This is a genomic window from Halopseudomonas laoshanensis, from assembly GCF_008365385.1.
GTDB classification, from domain to species: Bacteria; Pseudomonadota; Gammaproteobacteria; order Pseudomonadales; family Pseudomonadaceae; genus Halopseudomonas; species Halopseudomonas laoshanensis.
In genome coordinates, this window is record NZ_QOVF01000002.1 from 604,324 (window position 1) to 624,380 (window position 20,057).

At 58.1% G+C, this 20,057-nt stretch carries 15 protein-coding genes; 2 read left to right on the forward strand and 13 right to left on the reverse strand.

Features of this window, described 5'->3' with window-relative positions:
• Positions 1 to 21 precede the first annotated feature (21 nt).
• Positions 22 to 927: an acyltransferase gene (locus tag DT594_RS09325; RefSeq protein WP_149332417.1), complete on the forward strand. Its 906-nt coding sequence runs from the start codon at positions 22 to 24 to the stop codon at positions 925 to 927.
• Positions 928 to 990: 63 nt separating this feature from the next.
• Here DT594_RS09325 and DT594_RS09330 read toward each other — a convergent pair whose 3' ends face one another.
• The 7 genes from DT594_RS09330 to DT594_RS09360 all read right to left on the reverse strand — a co-directional run bounded on the left by DT594_RS09330 (position 991) and on the right by DT594_RS09360 (position 11,570).
• Positions 991 to 1,659 carry a YiaD family glycine zipper/OmpA-like lipoprotein gene (locus DT594_RS09330; RefSeq protein ID WP_149332418.1) on the reverse strand — a complete coding sequence of 223 codons (669 nt, stop codon included), beginning with the start codon at positions 1,657 to 1,659 and terminating at the stop codon, positions 991 to 993.
• A gap of 103 nt (positions 1,660 to 1,762) precedes the next feature.
• A complete protein-coding gene (locus tag DT594_RS09335; protein ID WP_149332419.1) occupies positions 1,763 to 2,404 on the reverse strand; it encodes an MBL fold metallo-hydrolase in 642 nt (213 codons plus the stop codon).
• Between the two features lie 31 nt (positions 2,405 to 2,435).
• Entirely contained in the window at positions 2,436 to 3,674 is a 1,239-nt protein-coding gene (locus DT594_RS09340; RefSeq protein WP_149332420.1) for a dicarboxylate/amino acid:cation symporter, read from the reverse strand.
• A gap of 76 nt (positions 3,675 to 3,750) precedes the next feature.
• Positions 3,751 to 5,301 carry an MFS transporter gene (locus tag DT594_RS09345; protein WP_149332421.1) on the reverse strand — a complete coding sequence of 517 codons (1,551 nt, stop codon included), beginning with the start codon at positions 5,299 to 5,301 and terminating at the stop codon, positions 3,751 to 3,753.
• A gap of 80 nt (positions 5,302 to 5,381) precedes the next feature.
• A complete protein-coding gene (locus tag DT594_RS09350) occupies positions 5,382 to 8,117 on the reverse strand; it encodes a winged helix-turn-helix domain-containing protein (RefSeq protein WP_178091490.1) in 2,736 nt (911 codons plus the stop codon).
• 106 nt (positions 8,118 to 8,223) lie between these two features.
• A complete protein-coding gene (locus tag DT594_RS09355; protein WP_425460541.1) occupies positions 8,224 to 9,543 on the reverse strand; it encodes a DUF1329 domain-containing protein in 1,320 nt (439 codons plus the stop codon).
• A gap of 344 nt (positions 9,544 to 9,887) precedes the next feature.
• On the reverse strand, positions 9,888 to 11,570 hold the full coding sequence (locus tag DT594_RS09360; RefSeq protein ID WP_149332424.1) for a fatty acid--CoA ligase: 1,683 nt from the start codon (positions 11,568 to 11,570) through the stop codon (positions 9,888 to 9,890).
• A gap of 214 nt (positions 11,571 to 11,784) precedes the next feature.
• Between DT594_RS09360 and DT594_RS09365 the strand changes: the two genes are divergently transcribed.
• A complete protein-coding gene (locus DT594_RS09365; RefSeq protein ID WP_096345262.1) occupies positions 11,785 to 12,966 on the forward strand; it encodes an acetyl-CoA C-acyltransferase in 1,182 nt (393 codons plus the stop codon).
• 58 nt (positions 12,967 to 13,024) lie between these two features.
• Here DT594_RS09365 and DT594_RS09370 read toward each other — a convergent pair whose 3' ends face one another.
• From DT594_RS09370 to DT594_RS09395, 6 genes are all read right to left on the reverse strand, one after another.
• Positions 13,025 to 13,684, reverse strand: a complete 660-nt coding sequence (locus DT594_RS09370) for a 7-cyano-7-deazaguanine/7-aminomethyl-7-deazaguanine transporter (protein WP_149332425.1) — start codon at positions 13,682 to 13,684, stop codon at positions 13,025 to 13,027.
• A 168-nt stretch (positions 13,685 to 13,852) separates the two neighbouring features.
• Positions 13,853 to 14,818, reverse strand: a complete 966-nt coding sequence (locus DT594_RS09375; protein ID WP_149332426.1) for a zinc-binding metallopeptidase family protein — start codon at positions 14,816 to 14,818, stop codon at positions 13,853 to 13,855.
• A 126-nt stretch (positions 14,819 to 14,944) separates the two neighbouring features.
• Positions 14,945 to 16,612 carry a diguanylate cyclase domain-containing protein gene (locus tag DT594_RS09380; RefSeq protein ID WP_178091491.1) on the reverse strand — a complete coding sequence of 556 codons (1,668 nt, stop codon included), beginning with the start codon at positions 16,610 to 16,612 and terminating at the stop codon, positions 14,945 to 14,947.
• A 47-nt stretch (positions 16,613 to 16,659) separates the two neighbouring features.
• Positions 16,660 to 17,070 (reverse strand): response regulator, encoded by a 411-nt coding sequence (locus tag DT594_RS09385; RefSeq protein ID WP_149332428.1) that lies wholly within the window; start codon positions 17,068 to 17,070, stop codon positions 16,660 to 16,662.
• A gap of 26 nt (positions 17,071 to 17,096) precedes the next feature.
• Positions 17,097 to 19,001, reverse strand: a complete 1,905-nt coding sequence (locus tag DT594_RS09390; protein WP_149332429.1) for a sensor histidine kinase — start codon at positions 18,999 to 19,001, stop codon at positions 17,097 to 17,099.
• Positions 18,998 to 20,026, reverse strand: a complete 1,029-nt coding sequence (locus DT594_RS09395; RefSeq protein ID WP_149332430.1) for an ABC transporter substrate-binding protein — start codon at positions 20,024 to 20,026, stop codon at positions 18,998 to 19,000. Before DT594_RS09395 ends, DT594_RS09390 begins: the two co-directional genes overlap by 4 nt.
• Between the last annotated feature and the right edge of the window lie 31 nt (positions 20,027 to 20,057).

A 20,057-nucleotide genomic window follows, 5' to 3' on the forward strand; every position in this document is an offset into this window, starting at 1 on the left:
CCTTTTGAGTGAGCCCTTAGAATGCTGAGTTTTCTGCCTCATAGCCTACGCGGCGCCCTCGCGGCGCTGCTGCTGATCCTCAATACACTCCTGTGTTTCAGCGTGTTGTTTCCACTATCGCTGATCAAACTGCTGCCGATCAAAAGCCTGCAGGTATTCTGCACCCGGCAGATCATCCGCATCGCCGAATTCTGGATGGCCTGCAACAGCGGCTGGATGGCTTTGACCGGCAACATCGAATGGGATATTCAGGGCCGCGAACGGCTGGATTACGACGGCTGGTATCTGGTCACCAGCAACCATCAGACCTGGGTCGATATTCTGGTATTGCAGCACAACTTCAATCGGCGCATGCCGATGCTCAAGTTCTTTCTCAAGCAGGAACTGATCTGGGTGCCGATCATTGGCATCTGCTGGTGGGCGCTGGATTTCCCGTTCATGAAACGCTACACCAAGGCCTATTTGGCACGGCATCCGGAAAAGGCCGGGCAGGATGTGGAAACCACGCGCAAGGCCTGTGAAAAATTCAAGACTACCCCGGTAGCGGTATTCAATTTTCTCGAAGGCACCCGACTGACGCCAGCCAAGCATGCCGAGCAACAGTCACCCTACCGGCATCTGCTCAAACCCAAATCCGGTGGCATCGCCTTTGTACTCGATGCGATGGGGGAGCAGCTACGTTCACTGGTGGATATCACCATCCATTACCCCGACGGCAGCCCGACTTTCTGGGACTTGCTCAGCGGACGTATCAGGAAGGTAGTGGTGCGCTGTCAGATCAAGCCGATCCCAACTGAGATGCTGGGTGGCGACTATCGCCACGACGAAGTCTTCCGCGCCGACTTTCAGCGTTGGGTAAACCGTCTTTGGGAAGAGAAGGATCTGTTGCTGGACAAATTGCACCACGACTATCCGCCGGGATGCTAAAGCAATCACTGAATCAGTACTGGCTCTACCGCAAGGAACTCCGCGGTAGAGCCTATTACCTGGTTACAGCGGACGCAGGTTGATTTCCACGCGGCGGTTCTGAGCCCGGCCGGCCTGGGTATCATTGCTGGCGATAGGCTGATCCGGACCAGCACCACGGCTGCTGATGCGAGCGCCTGAGACACCCTGATTGGTCAGGTAAGAAGCAACGCTACCAGCGCGCTCCTGAGACAGACGACGGTTCAGATCCGCACCGCCAGTGCTGTCGGTATGCCCAACGATGTCGATACCGTTCTTGTCGAACTCCTTGAACACCTTGACCAGCGAGTTCAGCGTTGGGTAGAAGCTGCTTGATACGTCGGATGAGTTACTGGCGAAAGTGATATTGCCCGGCATAACCAATTGCAGGTTGTCGCCGTTGCGCACCACTTGCACACCTGTACCACTCAACTCCTGGCGCAGACGAGCTTCCTGCTGATCAACGTAATAACCATAACCCGCTCCGGCAGCGCCGCCGACGGTCGCACCAATCAGTGCGCCTTTGGTACGGTCACTCTTGCTCGAAGTCGCTGCGCCCACCACGGCGCCAGCAGCAGCACCGCCCAGACCATAGATGGCTGACTTACCTGTTTCGCGCTCACCGGTGTAGGGGTTGGTAGTACACCCGACCAGCAAGACAGAGCAGAAGCCGGCAACAATCAAACCATGGGTTTTCGTGGCGTTGAATTTCATGAATGAATCCTTTGTTTTTTGAGTACTCGTGTCCAGAGGTTAGCATGCCAATCAACTGGCCCGCTGATATACAGACCACAAAGCCGGCATTTATTTCCTGAACTCACGCGCGGATGAACGGGTTACTGCGCATTTCATCGCCCAGCCGCGTATCGGCGCCGTGCCCGGTCACCACTACGGCCTCCTCGTCCAGACGGTAAAGCCGCTCGCGGATAGACTTCTCGATCTGCCGATAATCCCCACCCCACAAATCGGTGCGGCCGATACCGCCGCGAAACAGCGTGTCACCGGCAATCAGCAGCTTGTCCTGCGGAAACCAGAAGCTCATCGACCCCGGCGTATGGCCTGGCGTATGCAAGGCCACCCCACAACCGCAGGCCAGCTCCTCATCATCGCTCAACCAGTGATCCGGCGCCGGAACCGGCACATAGGGCACGCCAAACAACTTGCACTGCATTTCCAGGTTATCCCAGAGGAACTGGTCTTCCTTGTGCAAATGCAGTGTGGCGCCGGTGGCCTTTTTCATCTCGCCGGAAGCCAGGAAGTGATCGAGGTGGGCATGCGTATGAATGATGCTCACTACCTTCAAACCCAGCGCGTCCAGCCGATCAAGAATCAACTGGTGATCGCCGCCTGGATCAATCACCAAGGCTTTCTTGCTCACGGGGTCGCCGATGATGGTGCAGTTGCACTGCAACGGGCCCACGGGGAAGGTTTCGCGGATCAGCGCGGCAGCGTTTGTCATAGTCCTTCAGTTCCTGTTTTCAGCGCCTTCATCAACTCTCCTCGCCCCGGTGCACCAGCTTGTCTACCACCAGGCTACCAACGATATCGCCTTCGACGTTGATCGCAGTGCGCACGGTGTCGAGTAGGCGATCAATTGGCAGCAGTATGGCAATGGCTTCGGCGGGCAGGCCAACCGCTTGCAACACCATGACCATGGTCACCATGCCGGCACTGGGGATGCCGGGAGCGCCGGTGGAAGCGATCATCGCGGTAAAGAACACCACCATCTGCTGCGCGAAGCTCAACTCGATGCCAACCAGATTGGCGACGAACAGTGCCGCTGCCGCTTCGTAGAGCGCGGTGCCATCCATATTCATGGTCGCTCCGAGCGGCAGGACAAAGCCGGCGATGCTGCGCCGCACCTGCAGATTCTGTTCAGCGCAGCGCAATGAAATTGGCAGTGTGGCGGCGCTGGAGCTGGTGGCGAAGGCGGTAATCAGCGCCTCGCGCGAGCCACGCCAGAACCACAGCGGCGACTTGCCGGTAACCAGGAACAGGATGCCCGGAAGGATGACGATGCCGTGGAACAGCGTGGTGGCGAACACCAGCACGATAAAGCCGAGCATGGTCACCAACAACGAGGCGTCCTGCTCCGCTACCAGCCGGATCAGTAGTGCCAGAATCCCCAGCGGCGCCAGGCGCATGATCCAGCCGATCACCTGCAGCAGCAACTCGAGAAACTCCTGCATCAGGCGCAATATGCCCTGATAGCGCTCTCCGCCCGCTACCAGCGCAATGCCGATAAACAGCGCGAACACCACAATCGCAAGGATGCTGCCGTTGGCGAAGGCGGCAAAGGGATTCTGAAACAGGTTGGCAAAAAAGTGCAGGAAGAACTCGGGCATGGTCAGTTGCCGGGCCTCGAACGCGTCCATCGCATCGGCAAACAGGGTGATGGGCAGATCGGCGCCGGGCTTGAAGATATTCGCCGCCAGCAGCGCGACCAGCATCGCCAGTGACAGGGTAATGACGAAATACACCAGCGTGGTGATCCACACCCGATTGACCTGATGATGGGCCTGCAGGTTGGCGACGCCGACGACAATGGAGGTAAAGATTAGCGGCACCAGAATCATCTTCAACATGCCGATGAAGATGCTGCCAATCAGCGTGCTGGCGTAGAGCACACCCGAACGCACACCTTGCTCGGCAGGCAAAAAGCCCAGCCCCCAGCCAATCAGAACACCCAAACAGGCGGCAATCAGTATCTGACGATTCAGGCTGGGCATGGGCTCGCTCTCCGCGGGTCTGGCGAATTATTCATTTCAAAGGAATTTCAAGAATACATCAATTGGCCTGCATGGCTTAATGCGTTGCGCTCAGCACCGGCAAGTGACGCAGAAAGCGCGCCGTTAATACAGCGGTCAAGAACATGATCAATGCCCCAATGATGGCATTGGTGTGCAGGGCGGCGCTAAAGGCCTGTTGCACAGCCAGCAGCAGATCCGCCGCCGACTCGGCCGGCAATCGGGCAATCACGCCCAACGCACCACCGATGGTATCAATGGCGATCTCAGCCTGATCCACCGGTACGCTGGCAGGAATGCTGTCGGTCATCTGTCGACGGTATACCGCAGCGCCGATGCTGCCGATCACCGCAATGCCCATGGCCATACCCAGCTCCGTGGCAGTTTCCGAGGTTGCCGAAGCCGCTCCGGCTTTCTCGGCTGGCGCCGAACCTATTACCAGATCAGTACCCAGGATCATCATCGGCATGATGCCCACGCCCATGATGATGGTGCCGGCCACCAACCACCAGACGGTGGCCATGTCATTGACCAGCATCATGCACACGAAGCCAAGCACCGCGAGCAGCAAACCGCCGCTGACCAGATGCGACGGCTTGATCCGCCGCGCCATGCGCGGCACCAGTAGCGACAACAGCACCTGGATAACCGCCGAGGGCACCATCAGCACGCCTGCCCATAAGGGAGACAACCCAAGTACACCCTGCAGGTATTGAAAGACCATCAGCCAGGTCCCTGACAACGCCAGGATGGTCAGCATCATGGCGACCACCGAGGTGCTGAAAGCACGATTGGCGAACAGCCGCAGATCGAACATCGGCTCCGTCAGAGCGCGCTGACGACGGATGAATACCCAGCCGATCAACACCCCGGCGAGCACCGCGACGCACACCACCAGGCTGATGCCATCGCGTGCCAGCTCCTTGATGCCATACACCAGAGACAGGAAGGTCGAGATACAGAGCAGCGCACTGGTGATATCCAGCCGCCCGGCTTTTCTATCTTTGCATTCGGGCAGCAGCAATGGCCCGGCGACCAGCAACAGCAGCATGACCGGTACGCCCAACAGAAACACCGAACCCCACCAGAAGAACTCCAGCAAGGCGCCACCCACCAGTGGTCCCAGCGCGCTGCCGACCAGAAAGCCGGTCATCCACACGGTAATCGCGAAGGTGCGCTCTGACGGCACCTCGAACAGCTCGCGGATCAGCGACAGCGTCGAGGGCATCAGCGTGGCGCCGGAGATACCCAGTAAAGCGCGGGTCAGAATCAGCATATTGGCCGAGGTGGAAAAGGCTGCTAGTACGGAAGCCACGCCAAACGCCGCGGCGCCCATCAGCAGCAGTTTACGCCGGCCGATGCGGTCGCCCAGTGTGCCCATAGTGATCAGAAAACCGGCAATCATGAAGCCGTAGGTATCCAGAATCCACAGCAGTTGCGAGCTGGTGGGCTGCAAATCGGCGCTCAGATGCGGCGCCGCCAGATGCAGCACGGTCATGTCCAGCGCCAGTAACAGTGTGGGTAGAACCAGCACGGCCAGGCCCCACCACTCGCGGCGACCGGCGGAACGGGGAGCAACGACTTCGGAGGTGAGATGGGTGGCCAACATGACTTGTCTAGACGCCTTCAATCAGAATCAGGCGCTGCTTTATAACGCTTGCAGCCAGGTTGCGCAATCATGGCGCGGCGCTACTCGAGCAGACCCAGCACCTTGGCTTGTGCCACGGCTTGAGTGCGCCGCTCCACACCCAACTTGTTATTGATACGCCGCGCGTGGCTTTTCACTGTGTGCAGCGAAATGAACAGCGCCTCGCTGATCTGCTGATTGGAATAGCCTTGAGCGATACAGCGCAGCACGTCCAGCTCGCGGGTGCTGAGTGAGTCCTGCAGCGTGGCGGCGATAGTCTGCCCGTCCGGCCGGTCGATGGTCGGCAGCGTACCCAGCAGCCGGTCACGCAGACGCGATGCCGGTGCGCGCGCTAACGAATCCACCAGGCCAGGTGGTGCCTGATGCAGCAGGGGCAGAAAGGGTCCGCTGATATTGTCTTCGACCGCCAGCGCGAGTGCGGCTAACAGGATCTTTTCCGCTTCCATCGGCCGCTGCAGGCGATACAGCATGCGCACCAGCAGCGCCATCACCGACAGCGCCTGCAGATGCTGCCCGCCGTGCTGCAATTGGCTTAACAGTGCGCGCAATACGCTTTCGGCCGCCACCTGCTCGCCGCGTGACCAGAGCAGCCGCGCATACACACGTTCAATCAACACCGGCAGGGCATGAAAAAACATCGGCGGCGCGGCGGGATTTTCCAGGCAATAAGTCTGACGCAGACGCGGCAGCCAATGTTCGGCCAGGTCGTGACGGCCGGAGGTAATCCACAGATCGCTTTTCAGCGCGGTACCCCAACCCAGGTAATACACCGGCGGAATATCCCACTGGTGCATCAGCCGTTCGGCCTCGGTCAGGGTTTCGAACGCGAGTCCATCTCCGCCGCGCATCTGCGCTTGCATGCCGGCCAGAAGACAGTAACCCGGCAGCACGTGCACATCACGACAATCCCGTGCTTCCTCAATGCCCTGGCGCAGCAGTTCCATGGCCTCGTCGTTGTCACCCAAGAGGCCAAGCAGATAACCGTGATACACGGTTAACCGCGCGCGCACCGGCAAACCCTGCGGATGGACCATGCCGGCCAGCAACCGGCGTTGACCGGCAACCGCTTGCAACGCCCTGGCGACCTGGCCACGCGCCTGCATCAGGCGTGCGCGCATCAGCACCGCCTGCGCTTCGAGCAACGGATCAGTCACCCGTTGCGCCAACTCAAGCGCCGAGCGTGCCCAATGCCGCGCGGCATCTATGTGCTGCGCGCACAGCTCGCTATCGGCCAAGGTCAGCATCGCCATCACCCGGCTGCCCGCTTCGCGATCATCCAGGCAGGCCAGGGCCTGATGAGCACAGAGCATGGCCTCTTCCAAATGCCCGGCAGAGCGTGCCAGAAACGCCTTGAGGGCCAATGCCTGGCCCAGCAGGCAGCGCTGCTGATAGGCATCCGGCTGCGGCAAAAAATGTTGCAACCGTTGCAGCATCGCTTGCGCCTCCTCCAACTGGCAGGCCAGCGCCAGAGTCCAGGCGTGCACCATCACCAACCGCGCGGAGCTGCCCTGCAAGACCCCGGGTAACTCCGCCTTCCAGCGCAGCAGCGTGCCGACATGTTGCTCGGCCAATAACCGATCCAGCGACAAGTGTTGTACCAGGCTGGCCGCTTCATCCGGACGCTCAGCGGCAAGCGCCTGCTCTACCGCATCGGCAATCCGCCCCTGTTGGCGGAACCAGTCGCAGGCGCGCAGATGCATCTGCAATCGCTCGCGCGGATGTTCGCTCGCGCCGCGCTCGCGCAGCACATCGGAGAACAGATGATGAAAGCGGTACCACTTGCCTTCGCGATCCAGCGGCACCAGAAACACCTGATGCTGGGTCAGGTAGTGGATGATCTGCTGGCTGTCCTGCGCCTGCCGCACGTGGTCGCACAGTTCGATGGTGAAACGATCAAACCAGGCTATTTGCTGCAGGAACTGCTGCACTGCCGGCGGCTGATGCAGAATGACCTCTTCCAGCAGATATTCGCCGATCAACTGTTCGGGCTGAGTATCCGTTGCATCACGCAAATGGTGTCGACCGCCGCGCGCATGGTCCGCCTGTTGCGCGGTCATCGCCAATAACCGCAGCCCGGCAATCCAGCCTTCGTTGCGTTGCAGAATGTGCCGCAACCATTGTGGTTCGGCGCCAGCCAGGCCAGCACTGTCGAGAAAGGCGGCCGCCGCCTCGCGACTCAGACGCAAGTGCTTTTCGCCGATTTCCAGCAGTTGGTTGCCCAGCCGCAAACGGGCCAGATGCCAATCCGGCCGCCGTCGGCCAGTGATCAACAACTGAAAGCCCTGGGGCAGTTGCTCAAGCAGCAGCGCACACAGCCGGTCGGTCTGTGGCCCGCAGATCAGGTGGTAATCATCCAGCACCAGCAGCACTGGCGTATCGGCGTTATGCACACGGCGCAGATCCTGCAGAAGCGAGGTGACCAATTGTTCGCTACCCAGCGGCTGATGACTCTGCTGCTGGCCGAGAAGCTCAAGCTCCTTGCCGCCCAACGAGGGGTAGAGCGTGCGCAACCCCTGAATCAAACTACGCAGTAGCTGCCCCTGCTCGCCATCCTGGGGATCCAGAGACAGCCAGATAGAGCGCCAGGGCGCAGATAGCTGTTCGGAATACTCAATGGCTAAAGTCGTTTTGCCAAAACCGGCGGGGGCGCAGACGAGAATCAGCCGACGTTGGGCGGCTTGCTGTAGAAGGGCTACCAGTGCAGGACGTGACAAATGGTCCGGTGGAAGCGGCGGACGAAATATCTTGCCGGGGATGGGTGCGATCGAGGTAGCCATGCCGCCAAGTGTATCGGCATGGTCCTCAGGCTGTCTTGTCGATTTGTAACAGACCCCAACCAGCATCAAGCTGGCTGGGGTCAATCGGCATTAGCCGTATGCAGTCTTAGCGAACGCCGGACTGACGCAGAGCTGCGGGAGTGAAGTCGGTGGAGCTGGCTTTGTGCTCGTAGTTGTAGTCGCCAGACTCCTCGTTGTTCATACCCATGGCCAGGTAACGGCCGGCAACCAGGTCATACAGGGTCTCGGCGGCGAAGCCAGGAACCTGCGCCTTGTAGCGATGCAGAGCGTGAGCCTCGGCTACACGCCAGAGCTCGCCACGGCCATCGTAATGATCGATGTGGCCAGCCTGCCAGGAATCCTCGTCAATGAAGAAGTGACGCTTGGCGTAAATGTGACGCTCGCCTTCCTTGACGGTGGCAACCACTTCCCAGGTGCGATGCAGTTCATAGCGCGCCAGCTCGGGGTTGAGGTGGCCGGGCTGGATCAGGTCATCGTACTTCACGTCGGGCGAACCCATGCGATAGCTGTTGTAGGCAATGTACTGCTCTTTCTTGCCAACCAGTTCCCAGTCGTAACGATCAGGTGCGCCGTTGTACATGTCCAGGTTATCGGAAGTACGCATGCCGTCAGCTGCGGTGCCCGGGCCGTCATAGGACACTTGCGGAGCGCGACGTACGCGGCGTTGGCCGGCGTTGTAAATCCACGCCATACGCGGGGTGGCAACCTGGTCAACTGTTTCGTGCACCAGCAGTACGTTCCCAGCCAGACGGCCTGGATCAGTTACCTGCTGCTTGAAGTAGTAGAGGATATTACCCATGGTGTCGGCGTTGTAATCGGTCAGCCCCTGGGGCAGCACGTATTCTTCAACGAAACGGACGATGGTGTAGTTACCATTGGTTTGCGGCGTCGCCTGAGTGACGATGCGCTGCAAAGAGTCACCACGGTAGCGGGTGATGTGGTTCCAGATCACTTCCAGGCCGTTGGACGGGATCGGAAAGGCAATGGCCTTATCGTAACCGGTCACACCGTTACCACCCTGAACCAGCTTGGAGTTGGTGGCGTTGCGCTTGGCGGCTTCGTAGATGGCGTCCGGTAGCGCAACACTGCGGCGGCTTTCGTAGACCGGCATCTTGAAGGTTTCAGGATAGCGCTTGAACATGGCGATCTGACCGGGGGCCAGATTGTCCTGATACTCTTCGTAGTTGGCCGCGGTGATCTCGAACAACGGCTTGTCGTCGGCGTAAGGATTTGCGCTGAAGCCCTTGGCATCAATGGCCGCGGCGTCAGTGGCCAAACCGCCGGTCCACTCGGGAATGGTGCCGGACGCATTGCCGGCTTTCTCGGCGCCAATGGGCGTGAGGCTATTGCCCAGCTCGGCGGCCTGCTCTGCAGTGGCGGCCACGCTGGAGGCGCTGAAGGCCATGGCAGAAGCTACCAGGGCGCTATAGACCAAATTCAGTTTCATAATCTTTCTCTACTGGCTGAGGCCGGCAATAAATGCCGACACAGTGATCGGTCGTTCGGGCCGAGAAAACCTGCATATGACAATACAGTTAAGCACACGTCCACGAACAGCCGCGCACTATAGCCAAGCGCCACCCGGGGGTGATCCGTCCAAAGTATGATTTTGTCTCACGCAGGAATGGGGAAAAACACCAACAAGGAGGCCCGAAAAGTCAGAGGGATGGCATGAATTGCCATCCCTCGACTGAGCCCGCCAGCGGCTTGACGCTAAGTGTTACCGCGCCAAATTGCCGCTGAAGCGCATTAAAGCGTTGAAAGGAAAGGTGCTTCTGCCTCCTGCCATTGTGCGATGTCGCCGCGGATGACCTTCTTGTTCAGCTTGCCAACGCTGGTTTTGGGTATTTCGGTAACACAGGCGATCTGCGTGGGGATGGCCCACTTGTTGATGCGCCCTTCGTCGGCATATTGCTTGAGATGGTCACGCAGAATACGCGCATCCATGTCCTTGCCGGCATGCGGCACGATCAGCGCGAAGGGACGCTCGCCCCACTGCGGGTCAGGCACACCGACCACGGCGACTTCCTTCACGGCGGCGCACTTGCTGATCAGATCCTCCAGCTCCAGCGACGAAATCCACTCACCGCCGGTCTTGATCACGTCCTTGATCCGGTCGCGGATATCGATAAAGCCCATCTCATCGATGGAAGCCACATCACCGGTATGCATCCAGCCGTGGGCCCAGAGCTCGTCGCTCTTTTCAGGCTCCTTGTAGTAACCCTGGGTCAGCCAGGGTGAGCGCAGCACCAGTTCACCCTGGGTCTTGCCGTCATGCTCTAGGAAGTTGCCTTCGGGATCCATCAAGCGCGCTTCCGCGAGTGGCACCGGCACACCGGCCTTGATGCTGTAAGCGGCCTGCTCGTCTTCACTGCCCTGCTCCACTTCCAGGTTGATGTAACCACTGGAGATCAACGGACAGGTCTCGGACATGCCATAAGCGGCAGACAGTTTCATGCCCTTGGCCTTGGCTGCATCGTAGAGGCTGCGGTTCAACGCGCTACCGCCGATGATGATTTTCATGCCGCCGAAGTCGTAATCCTGCGCGCCCTCAGCATTGAGCACCATTTGCAGAATGGTGGGTACGCAGTGGGAGAAGGTGACCTTCTCCTGCTTGATCAGTTTGCACAGCATTTCCGGCTCATAACGACCCGGGTAGACCTGCTTGGTGCCCAGCAGTGTCGCGGTATAAGGAATGCCCCAGGCATGCACGTGGAACATCGGCGTGATCGGCATATACACATCGCGGTTGCCGAACAGGCGCATGCTGTCCAGACCGCCCATCAGCGCCGCCTGGGTCATGGTGTGCAGCACCAGTTGGCGATGGGTGAAGTACACGCCCTTGGGGTTGCCAGTGGTACCAGTGGTGTAGAAGGTGGTGGCTACCGAGTTCTCGTCAAAATCGGCGAACTCATAGGTCGGCTCGGCGGCGGCGAGCAGCTCTTCGTACTCACCTACCAGACCCGGCAGATCGGCGGTCTTCTCGTCGCCATCGGTCAGCAAAATGGTATTGGTGACGGTGGTGAGATCGTTCTCGATGGCCTTGTAGATCGGCACAAACTCGGCATTGACCAGCACGAAGATATCTTCGGCGTGGTTCATGGTGTAGAGGATCTGATCGGGCGACAGGCGAATGTTGATGGTGTGCAGTACCGCGCCGAGCATCGGGATGGCGAACATGCATTCGAGATAGCGATGGCTGTCCCAGTCCATCACCGCCACGGTGTCACCGGCTTTCACGCCGGCGGCGCTCAGGGCATTGGCCAGGCGGCAGATACGCTGATTGAAGGTAGCGTAGTCGTAGCGGCTGATGTCGCGGTAGACGATTTCCTGGCTGCGCTCATAGCGCTGGCCTGAGAGCAGGATGTTCTTGATCAGCAGCGGTGTCGAATGAGCACCGGGCGTCGGTTTGATCACGCGGGTATTGAGCATAATGTATGACCTGTTTGTTGGGCTTGTATGGTCTGGTCGCAGGCATCAAGGCCTATCGTTGCGCTGCACTATAGCCAAGCAGGGGTCGGGCGACCTATCACTCCAAAGTATGAACCGGATCACACTCGGGATGCAGCGCTTTTTTAAGCGTATAATTGCGCAAAATGTCGCTATATGACCATCAAACCAACATCAGTCATTTTCAGGAGCAAACATGTCCGACAACAGCATTGTAATCGTTAGCGGAGCACGCACGCCCATGGGCGGATTTCAGGGCAGCCTGTCCAGCGTACCCGCTGTGGATCTGGGCGCGCTGGCGATTGCCGAAGCGGTCAAGCGTGCCGGCATCGCCGCCGAAGATGTGCAGGAAGTGATCATGGGCTGCGTACTACCCGCCGGCCTGAAGCAGGGCCCAGCCCGCCAGGCCAGCCTGAACGCCGGCCTGCCCGCCGCGACCGGTTGCACCACGATCAACAAGCTGTGCGGCTCCGGCATGAAAGCCGTGATGCTGGCTCACGACCTGCTCAAGGCCGGCACCAACCAGGTGATGGTCGCCGGCGGCATGGAGAGCATGTCCAACGCGCCTTACCTGATGGAAAAAGCCCGTAGCGGCCTGCGCATGGGCCATGGCGAGATCAAGGACCACATGTTCCTTGACGGCCTGGAAGACGCCCGCACCGGCCGGCTGATGGGCTCCTTCGCCCAGGAAACCGCAGACAAGTACGGCATCAACCGTGAGGACATGGACGCCTACGCCATCGAGTCGCTAACCCGGGCAAAGAAAGCCATTGAAAGTGGCGCGCTGGATAGCGAGATCGTCCCGGTCACCGTGACCACCCGCAAGGGCGAAACTCTGGTCAAGGACGACGAACAGCCGCACAACGCCAACCTGGAAAAGATCCCCGGCCTGAAGCCGGCGTTCAGAAAAGACGGCAGCATCACCGCCGCTAACGCCAGTTCAATCTCCGACGGCGCCAGCGCGCTGGTACTGATGACCGCCGCTGAAGCCGAAAAGCGCGGCCTCAAGCCGCTGGCCCGTATCGTCGGCCACGCGACCCAGAGCCAGGATCCGAGCGAGTTCACCATCGCGCCCATCGGCGCCATGACCAACCTGTTCAACAAGACCGGCTGGAACAAGGACGACGTCGATCTGTTTGAAATCAACGAAGCCTTTGCCATGGTCACCATGCTGGCCATGCGCGAACACGGCCTGGACCACGCCAAGGTCAACATCTACGGCGGCGCCTGCGCCCAGGGCCACCCGGTCGGCTCCACCGGCTCACGGATTATCGTTACGCTGATCAACGCCCTGCAGAAAACCGGCGGCAAGCGCGGTGTGGCGTCATTGTGCATTGGTGGCGGCGAAGCGACAGCCGTAGCTATCGAACTGATCTAAGCGCATAAAAAAGGCAGGCTATCGCTAACCTGCCTTTTTGTATTCCCTCAACAGCGCCTTAGACCGAACCGCTACTAAGCGGGCGCGGTTGAAAAAACCTCACCAGCCAGCTCAACAGCATGCCGTACAGCGGCACAAACAGCACCAGACTGATCACCAGTTTTATCAGGTAATCGACCGTCGCGATTTCCACCCAGTTGGCCGCCATAAACGGATCATCACTGCGCCAGAATGCCACCGAGAAAAACAGGTAGGTATCCAGCAGATTACCCAGCACTGTCGAGGCCGCAGGCGCTATCCACCACTGGCGCATCTGCCGCAAGCGATCAAACACCTGCACATCCAGCAACTGCCCGAGCGCATAAGCCAGAAAGCTCGCCACCGCGATGCGAAACACAAACAGGTTGAATTCACCCAGGACCGCCAGACCACCGAAGCGCGCCTCGTGGAAGAGTACTGAGACCACGTAGGACGCCACCAACGCCGGCAGCATCACCCGCGCAATCACCCGCCGCGCCGCGCCCTTGCCCATCAGCCGCACGGTAAGATCGGTAGCCAGAAAAATGAACGGGAAACTGAACGCACCCCAGGTCGTGTGCCAGCCAAACAAGGTGATCGGCAGCTGCACCAGATAGTTGCTGACGATAATGATAAGAATGTGAAACGCGATCAGGCCGGCTACAACAGAGCGGCTGACCGAAGAAGATATCAACGGCATGTGATGTCCTTTTTAGGGTGAAATGGGGTTAGGGAACCCATTGCCGCAACCGACATGGCTGCGCGCGGCCGGCATTCTAGCGTTTTGTGGCGAAGAAAGGTACCTGGGCAGACAGGCGGATATCGGCAAGAGCACGGATAACCGCCTGGATTCGGAAATGGCTACCGCTCAGAGCCCCAAAGCACCTCGGCGCAGCCAGCCATGCACAAACGCGAGTTTTTGCCGCGCGTGGTCGGATAGCACGAAGGGGTAGATATCGGACAGGCCCATAGCGCGATTGACGTGATTGACACCCACGGTGAGCGTTGCGGCAATATGAATCAGCCGCTCGGCGTCTGGCTCAGAGTATGGATCCCAGCCGGCGTCGGGTATCTGCGGGGATGAGAGACCTGTGGCCACGAAGCTGTCCGCGATATCAGTCAGATGCAGCAGATGGGCGGCCGTCTCCGCCCAGTCCTCATGCGGGTGTGAGGAGGCGTAACTGGTCAGGTAATGCTCTTTCCAGTTCTCCGGCGGGCCGTTGGCATAGTGATGCTGCAGTGCCCCGGGGTAATCAATCATCACATCACCAAACATGGCCTCAAAGGCTTCAAGAAAGTCCTCGCGCAAACTTAGCCGCCACCAGAGCATATGGGCGACCTCGTGGCGCATATGGCCAATCATGGTGCGATAGGGCTCTTCCAGCGCTTCACGCCGGGTGGTCACCAACACGGGATCGACTTCGGCCACACTGATGGTCACGACGCCGCCGGCGTGCCCCATAGGCACGGGCGTTGCGCCCTCGGCGAGCAAATGAAATACCGGCCGCGCGCCCGGATCCTCTGGCCGAAACCAGTGCCAGCGCCCGAGGTTATCCAGGGCCCAGCGTTTGGCAGCCTCGGTTTTCGCCCAGTTGGGAATAGCGTTGGCAATGGAGGTGTCCGGCGCCAAACCGGTCATGCTGCACGACCGGCAAAACTCACCTTCAGCCGGCGCTATCCAGTTACAGCCGATCACGTCCCGGTTTGCACAGAAGGGTGGCGTCGGTATGAATGCCCGCGCCTGAGGGTCGTAGGCAACGGGTATCCCCTGCGCTGTTGCAAGATTGTCGAACCAGAGGGAGCCGGCACCCACCGGATTGGAGAAAACACGCATTAAGCAATACCCAGAAAACATGAGGGACCAGCATGGACCCCCACTCCGGCAGCTACAAGCTAATGGGCAAATTCAAATTGATATCGCAGCTGTAAAGCCAGGAATATCCAGTTGAATCTAGCCCTTTCACGCCAAAGCGGTATAAATTTTATGCCGACTTCTGCCTGCTGCTTTGGCTTGATACATCGCCTCATCCGCGTTCTTCAGGAGCGTGCTGGTGGAATTCCCATGCTGCGGATACAGCGCTATGCCTATGCTTGCCCCTACTTTATGCAAGACGTCATCAATGGTGACCGGTGACCCGATCTGCTCAATCAATGACTCGGCCACCGCGCTCACCGCACTCATGTCGTCGGCATTGCGCAGTAGGATGACAAATTCATCACCGCCGTAACGTGCCACTGTGTCACTGTCCCGGCAGCGCGCGACCAATCGGCGAGCAATTTCCTTGAGCAACCGGTCACCGGCATGGTGGCCAAAGTCATCGTTGATCGGCTTAAAGCCATCGAGATCCAGAAAAAGCAATGCGAAACCCTTTTGGTCGCGTTTCGCTGCCTCCGCCGCCTGGTCAATGCGATCCATTAACAGACTACGATTGGGCAAGCCGGTGAGAGCGTCGTGATGGGCCTGATGACGCACTTCCATCTCACGGCGGACCTGCTCAGTTACGTCCGAGTAGACCGCCACGTAGTGCCCAATCTGCTTACGCCCATTGTCGATGGCCGAAATAGTCACCTGTTGTGCCAGCAATCGGCCGTCCTTATGGCAATTCCAGATTGTGCCGCGCCAATGCCCATCAGCGTGCAGACACCTCCAAAGCTCTTTGAAGAAGGCAGGATCGTGATTGTCCGAGGCCAAAAATCCGGGGTTACGACCTACCAGCTCTTCTTCGGAATAGCCTAATAATGTTTCGAAGGCAGGATTGCAACGCTCCGTTAGCACCTTTGCATCGGTAATCAGCATGGGCTCCGCAGTTGTCTGAAAGACCGCCGCGGCTACTCGCTGATCTTCTTCAGCAAGCTTGCGATCGGTGATGTCCGTGTAAACGGTGACGACACCGCCATCGGGCATCGGACTGGAGCGAACCTCCAGAGTAATACCGGTATGCAGGCGGTACTCCCCCACCTGAGGACCGTTGTCGCGCACCTTCCGGATAGACTGCACCATACGCGCTTCTTCACAGCCGTCGCCGAGATGAGCGTGGAGCTGCTCAAAGGAATCCAGAGGCGCACCTACCTGCGCAAAATCACGCGGAACATCGAGTAGGCTGAGCCACAGTTCATTCCAGGTGACCAGATGCAGGTCGTTGTTAAAAACGGTCAGCCCCTGACTAATGCTGCTCAGCGTCAGTGAAAGCAACTTCGTTTTTTCTTCAAGCGCCAATTGCGCCGCGTAAGTCAGGGCCTGCAGGCGCTCCGTTTCCAGTATCCGTTCAATGGTTCGGGGCAGCAGATCGATATAATTGCCATCAACGGTTTTTACCACGTAGTCAGCCGCACCGGCCTTCAAGGCGGCAATAGCGGTATCCATATCCCCGGCGCCGGAAATCATGATCGCAGGCGGCGCTCCATTCAGGGATTTCATCCTTTCAAGCACTGTCAGGCCATCAAGCCCTGGCATTTCATAATCTATTGCCACGACATCAAAGGATGCTTGCGCCATGCGTTCCAGGCCGGCGATGCCATCGGCAGCCCATTCAAGCTCATACCCATGTCGCTTCAGGCGTCTCTCCAACAATCGCGCCAAGCCCGCGTCATCTTCTATGCATAGAATGCGAGTCTTCGAATTATTCATCATCTGCCCCAAATAGATCGGAACTGGTGAGTTGCTGTTGCTGTTTCTCAGGGCACAGCCATGACATTCAGCAAAAGACCGAGTTCTCTGATCGCTTCCGAGAATTTGAGATACTCCACCGGCTTGGTGATGTAAACGTTGCACCCAGCGTCATAACAGCGCTCGATCTCGCGCGTATCATCCGTGGTGGTCAGAACAATAACCGGGATGCGCCGATAGCGATCATCCTCTTTCATACGCTTGAGCACTTCATAGCCATCCAGCTCAGGCATATTCAGATCCAGTAACACCAGGTGCTGTTTCTTTTTGCTCTCCTCCGAATAAAGGTAATCCAGAAAGATCCGACCGTTGGCAAAGCGGCTAATGGGATTGTTGATATTGCCGCGGCGCAGATTTTTCTGGATCAGATGCGCATGGCCGTCATCGTCCTCGACGATCGCAATGGTCACAGGCTCCATATAGTGCTCCTGTTGATATGTATGATTTAGGCTAGCTCACGAGGCTGGGCACTGGGCTTTTGCGCCAGACTGAAACTGAAGGTACTGCCCTTCCCCAGCACCGACTCACACCAGATACGGCCGCCATGGCGACGCACCAAGGTTTTTACATAGGCAAGGCCCATACCCTCGCCCGGGATGTTGGCACGACCGACCCGTCGGAAGAGCTCGAACACCTTGTGGATATTGGCTTCATCAATTCCCGGTCCGTTGTCACGGATGTGAAATGTGATCTCCTGCAGAGCTTCCGTGCTCCAGATCTCGAGTTGACCTGGTGTGTCCGCCTGGTACTTAACGGCGTTATCCAGCAAATTGCCAAAGATCTGTTCCAGCGCGAAGGCGTCCGCTTCCACCGAGGGAAGATCTCTGACTTTCACCACGAACTGCTTGTCTTCCAACTGATGTTTTAACGAGGAAAGCACCTGTTTCACAACCAAAGCGCTATCAACTTGCTCCCAGGTAAGTTCCTTGCGACCCAAGCGAGAGAGCTTCAACACCGCCTGAATCTGGCCATCCATCCTTTCCACCGAAGAGCCGATAAACTGCAGCGCTTCGGGAATATCTTCATCCAGTATTGCCAGGACCTCAGCTTGCTGTTGTTGATTCATTGTTGCAATGGCCGGGCCCAACAGCGCCTTGAGCTCGTCCATGGAATAACCGATTTCAGTTGAAAATCCCTTGAGATTGACTAAAGGCGCGCGCAGATCATGAGAGACAATATAGGCAAAAGCCTGAACCTCTTTGCTGTTCTCTTTGACCTGTTCAACATAAAAATCAATGTCTTCTGCCATCGCATTAAAGGCTCGGCCAAGCTCAGCGATTTCGTCGTTGCCTCCGGGTGCGATCTCTACCCGAGAGGTCATGTCCCCGCGGGAGAACGTCCTGACAGTCTGGCTCATACGGGTAATGGGGCGGGCCAGATACATGCCGGTGATATAGAGTACGAGGCAGAGCAACAGGACGCCGACCAGGCCCGTCACACCCACTCGCCAAGCCAGTGTATACATCGGCGCGAGCAGCACCTTGTAAGGCACCTCCATCACCAGCGTCCACCCATGCCCGGCATACCCCAGGTACCCTGATTGGCGAGCCGCTACGATCAAGCTATTGGTGCCGTCTTCGTCTGTAATGTCACCCACAGCTCTGCTGCGCGAACCGGAGATGCCCGACTGCACGGATTCCCAGTTAAGGTATTCGGAGCCAACCCGATCGCTCTGCGCGGAGCTCGTGCCGATAACCGTTCCGTCATCGCGCAACAGCGTTACGTTAACCTCCGGTGACACGGCATCAAGTAGTTGAACGACCACTGGCCATGCGTAGCTCGCCATCACGACGCCAACGACTTGTGCCCCTTCAAGGCCACCATCGTGTATTGGCGCCGCGAAAATCATCGATCGATTTTTCTCCTCACCGATCATGCGCAAATCCGAGCTGTAGAGCCTTTTTTCCATGGCGGCCTGAAATGCCGACTCATACTCGGGATGCGCGCCAATTAAATCCCCGGTTTCATTCGGCATGTTCGACACCAGCAGATTGCCTTCAGTATCCAGCAAGCTGACCACGCGCCATGGACCGGTTAACAGGCTAATCTCCTCAAGATAGTCGGAGACCTCATTCTCTCGACTGTTGCCCAGGGTCCCGAGATCACCGCCCACTAGATCAATCAGCCGTCTGTCCTTGGCCAACACCTTGATACCCTGGTACGCGGTGAACAGGGTACGATCCACGCCCTGCATCCTGGTCAACGCACTGTCGGCCTGATACTCGGCCAACTGATCTCTGATGTTCTGCTCACCCACATAAAAAGCCATTCCGCCAACCAGCAGCAAGACCAGGGCACTTGCCAACCCGGTAACCAGCACTAACTTGTGAGCGAATCTTTGCTGTTTCAAAGGTCCTCCTCCTCTCGTACCAGCGCCCTCACGAACCGGCCCTTCACCAGATCCGTTTCTTCAATCAGAGGAGCCACCGCACTGTCCTTCCTGATCAGATAGCGGTTGATTTTACGCGCCGAACCAAAGAGCGACTCCACGCCCGAGGCATAGGTGAAGGCCTGGACGTTGTCCTGAAGATTCATGATATGACTGTGTTTCGCAAAGTCGGCTACCTCTTGGGTGGTCGCCCCGTTCACTTCAGCAACGATGCGATACGCTTCCTTCTGATGTGATTGAAGGTACTGGGTTGCCCGATGCCATACCCGAAGCATGCGCAGGATTTCATCGTGGCGACCCTGAATAAAATCGTCCCGAAAGATCATCCCCGCCATGATGAGCCCTGGCATTTGTGAGCTGTCGTAAAGCCGGTTTCCGCCTGTCCTCTCCGTCCGAGTGGCATAAGGCTCCCATGTCATGACTGCATCGACTTCGCCTGCAGCCAATACCTCGCTAGCCGTTTCAGGGACCATATCGACCAGAACCACGTCATCCAGCGTCATACCAAAATGGGAGAGTATTTCGTCAAGCGCATAGACCATGGCCGATTCAAAGGGGACGCCAATTCGGCCGCCTTTGAGCTGCTCAACAGAATCAACGGAGCCCGCACCAATCAGGGCTTCTGACCCGACAGATTCGTCGGTGGCCAGGACCATCACCAGCTTCTCGCCCATTTGACGGCGCTTTACCACGTCAAACAGCCAAACCGTAAGCGTATCCAGGTTACCTTCGTGGATGTCGGTCACCGCCCCGTAGTAGTCCTGGTTGGCATCAATGATTTCAACATTCAGGCCGGCCTCAACAAACCAGCCCTTGCTATGCGCGATATCGATCCAATATGTACCCGGCCAATAATAGGCACCAATGCGCATTGGAGGGTGTTGTGGGTCAGTTGATGGTGGCGAAGGCCAAAACATCACGGCAACGGTGCATGCTATGGCAGCGAAAACCAGTACGACGCCGCCTAACTTATATTTGTTATTCATTGTTAGCTAAGGCTCCAGGCAACCGACAAAA

Bases quoted from the DNA above. Each gene is read 5' to 3' on its own strand.
- DT594_RS09325 (WP_149332417.1), top strand. From the start codon at position 22: ATGCTGAGTTTTCTGCCTCATAGCCTACGCGGCGCCCTCGCGGCGCTG.
- DT594_RS09330 (WP_149332418.1), bottom strand. From the start codon at position 1,659: ATGAAATTCAACGCCACGAAAACCCATGGTTTGATTGTTGCCGGCTTC.
- DT594_RS09335 (WP_149332419.1), bottom strand. From the start codon at position 2,404: ATGACAAACGCTGCCGCGCTGATCCGCGAAACCTTCCCCGTGGGCCCG.
- DT594_RS09340 (WP_149332420.1), bottom strand. From the start codon at position 3,674: ATGCCCAGCCTGAATCGTCAGATACTGATTGCCGCCTGTTTGGGTGTT.
- DT594_RS09345 (WP_149332421.1), bottom strand. From the start codon at position 5,301: ATGTTGGCCACCCATCTCACCTCCGAAGTCGTTGCTCCCCGTTCCGCC.
- DT594_RS09350 (WP_178091490.1), bottom strand. From the start codon at position 8,117: ATGGCTACCTCGATCGCACCCATCCCCGGCAAGATATTTCGTCCGCCG.
- DT594_RS09355 (WP_425460541.1), bottom strand. From the start codon at position 9,543: ATGGCCTTCAGCGCCTCCAGCGTGGCCGCCACTGCAGAGCAGGCCGCC.
- DT594_RS09360 (WP_149332424.1), bottom strand. From the start codon at position 11,570: ATGCTCAATACCCGCGTGATCAAACCGACGCCCGGTGCTCATTCGACA.
- DT594_RS09365 (WP_096345262.1), top strand. From the start codon at position 11,785: ATGTCCGACAACAGCATTGTAATCGTTAGCGGAGCACGCACGCCCATG.
- DT594_RS09370 (WP_149332425.1), bottom strand. From the start codon at position 13,684: ATGCCGTTGATATCTTCTTCGGTCAGCCGCTCTGTTGTAGCCGGCCTG.
- DT594_RS09375 (WP_149332426.1), bottom strand. From the start codon at position 14,818: ATGCGTGTTTTCTCCAATCCGGTGGGTGCCGGCTCCCTCTGGTTCGAC.
- DT594_RS09380 (WP_178091491.1), bottom strand. From the start codon at position 16,612: ATGAATAATTCGAAGACTCGCATTCTATGCATAGAAGATGACGCGGGC.
- DT594_RS09385 (WP_149332428.1), bottom strand. From the start codon at position 17,070: ATGGAGCCTGTGACCATTGCGATCGTCGAGGACGATGACGGCCATGCG.
- DT594_RS09395 (WP_149332430.1), bottom strand. From the start codon at position 20,026: ATGAATAACAAATATAAGTTAGGCGGCGTCGTACTGGTTTTCGCTGCC.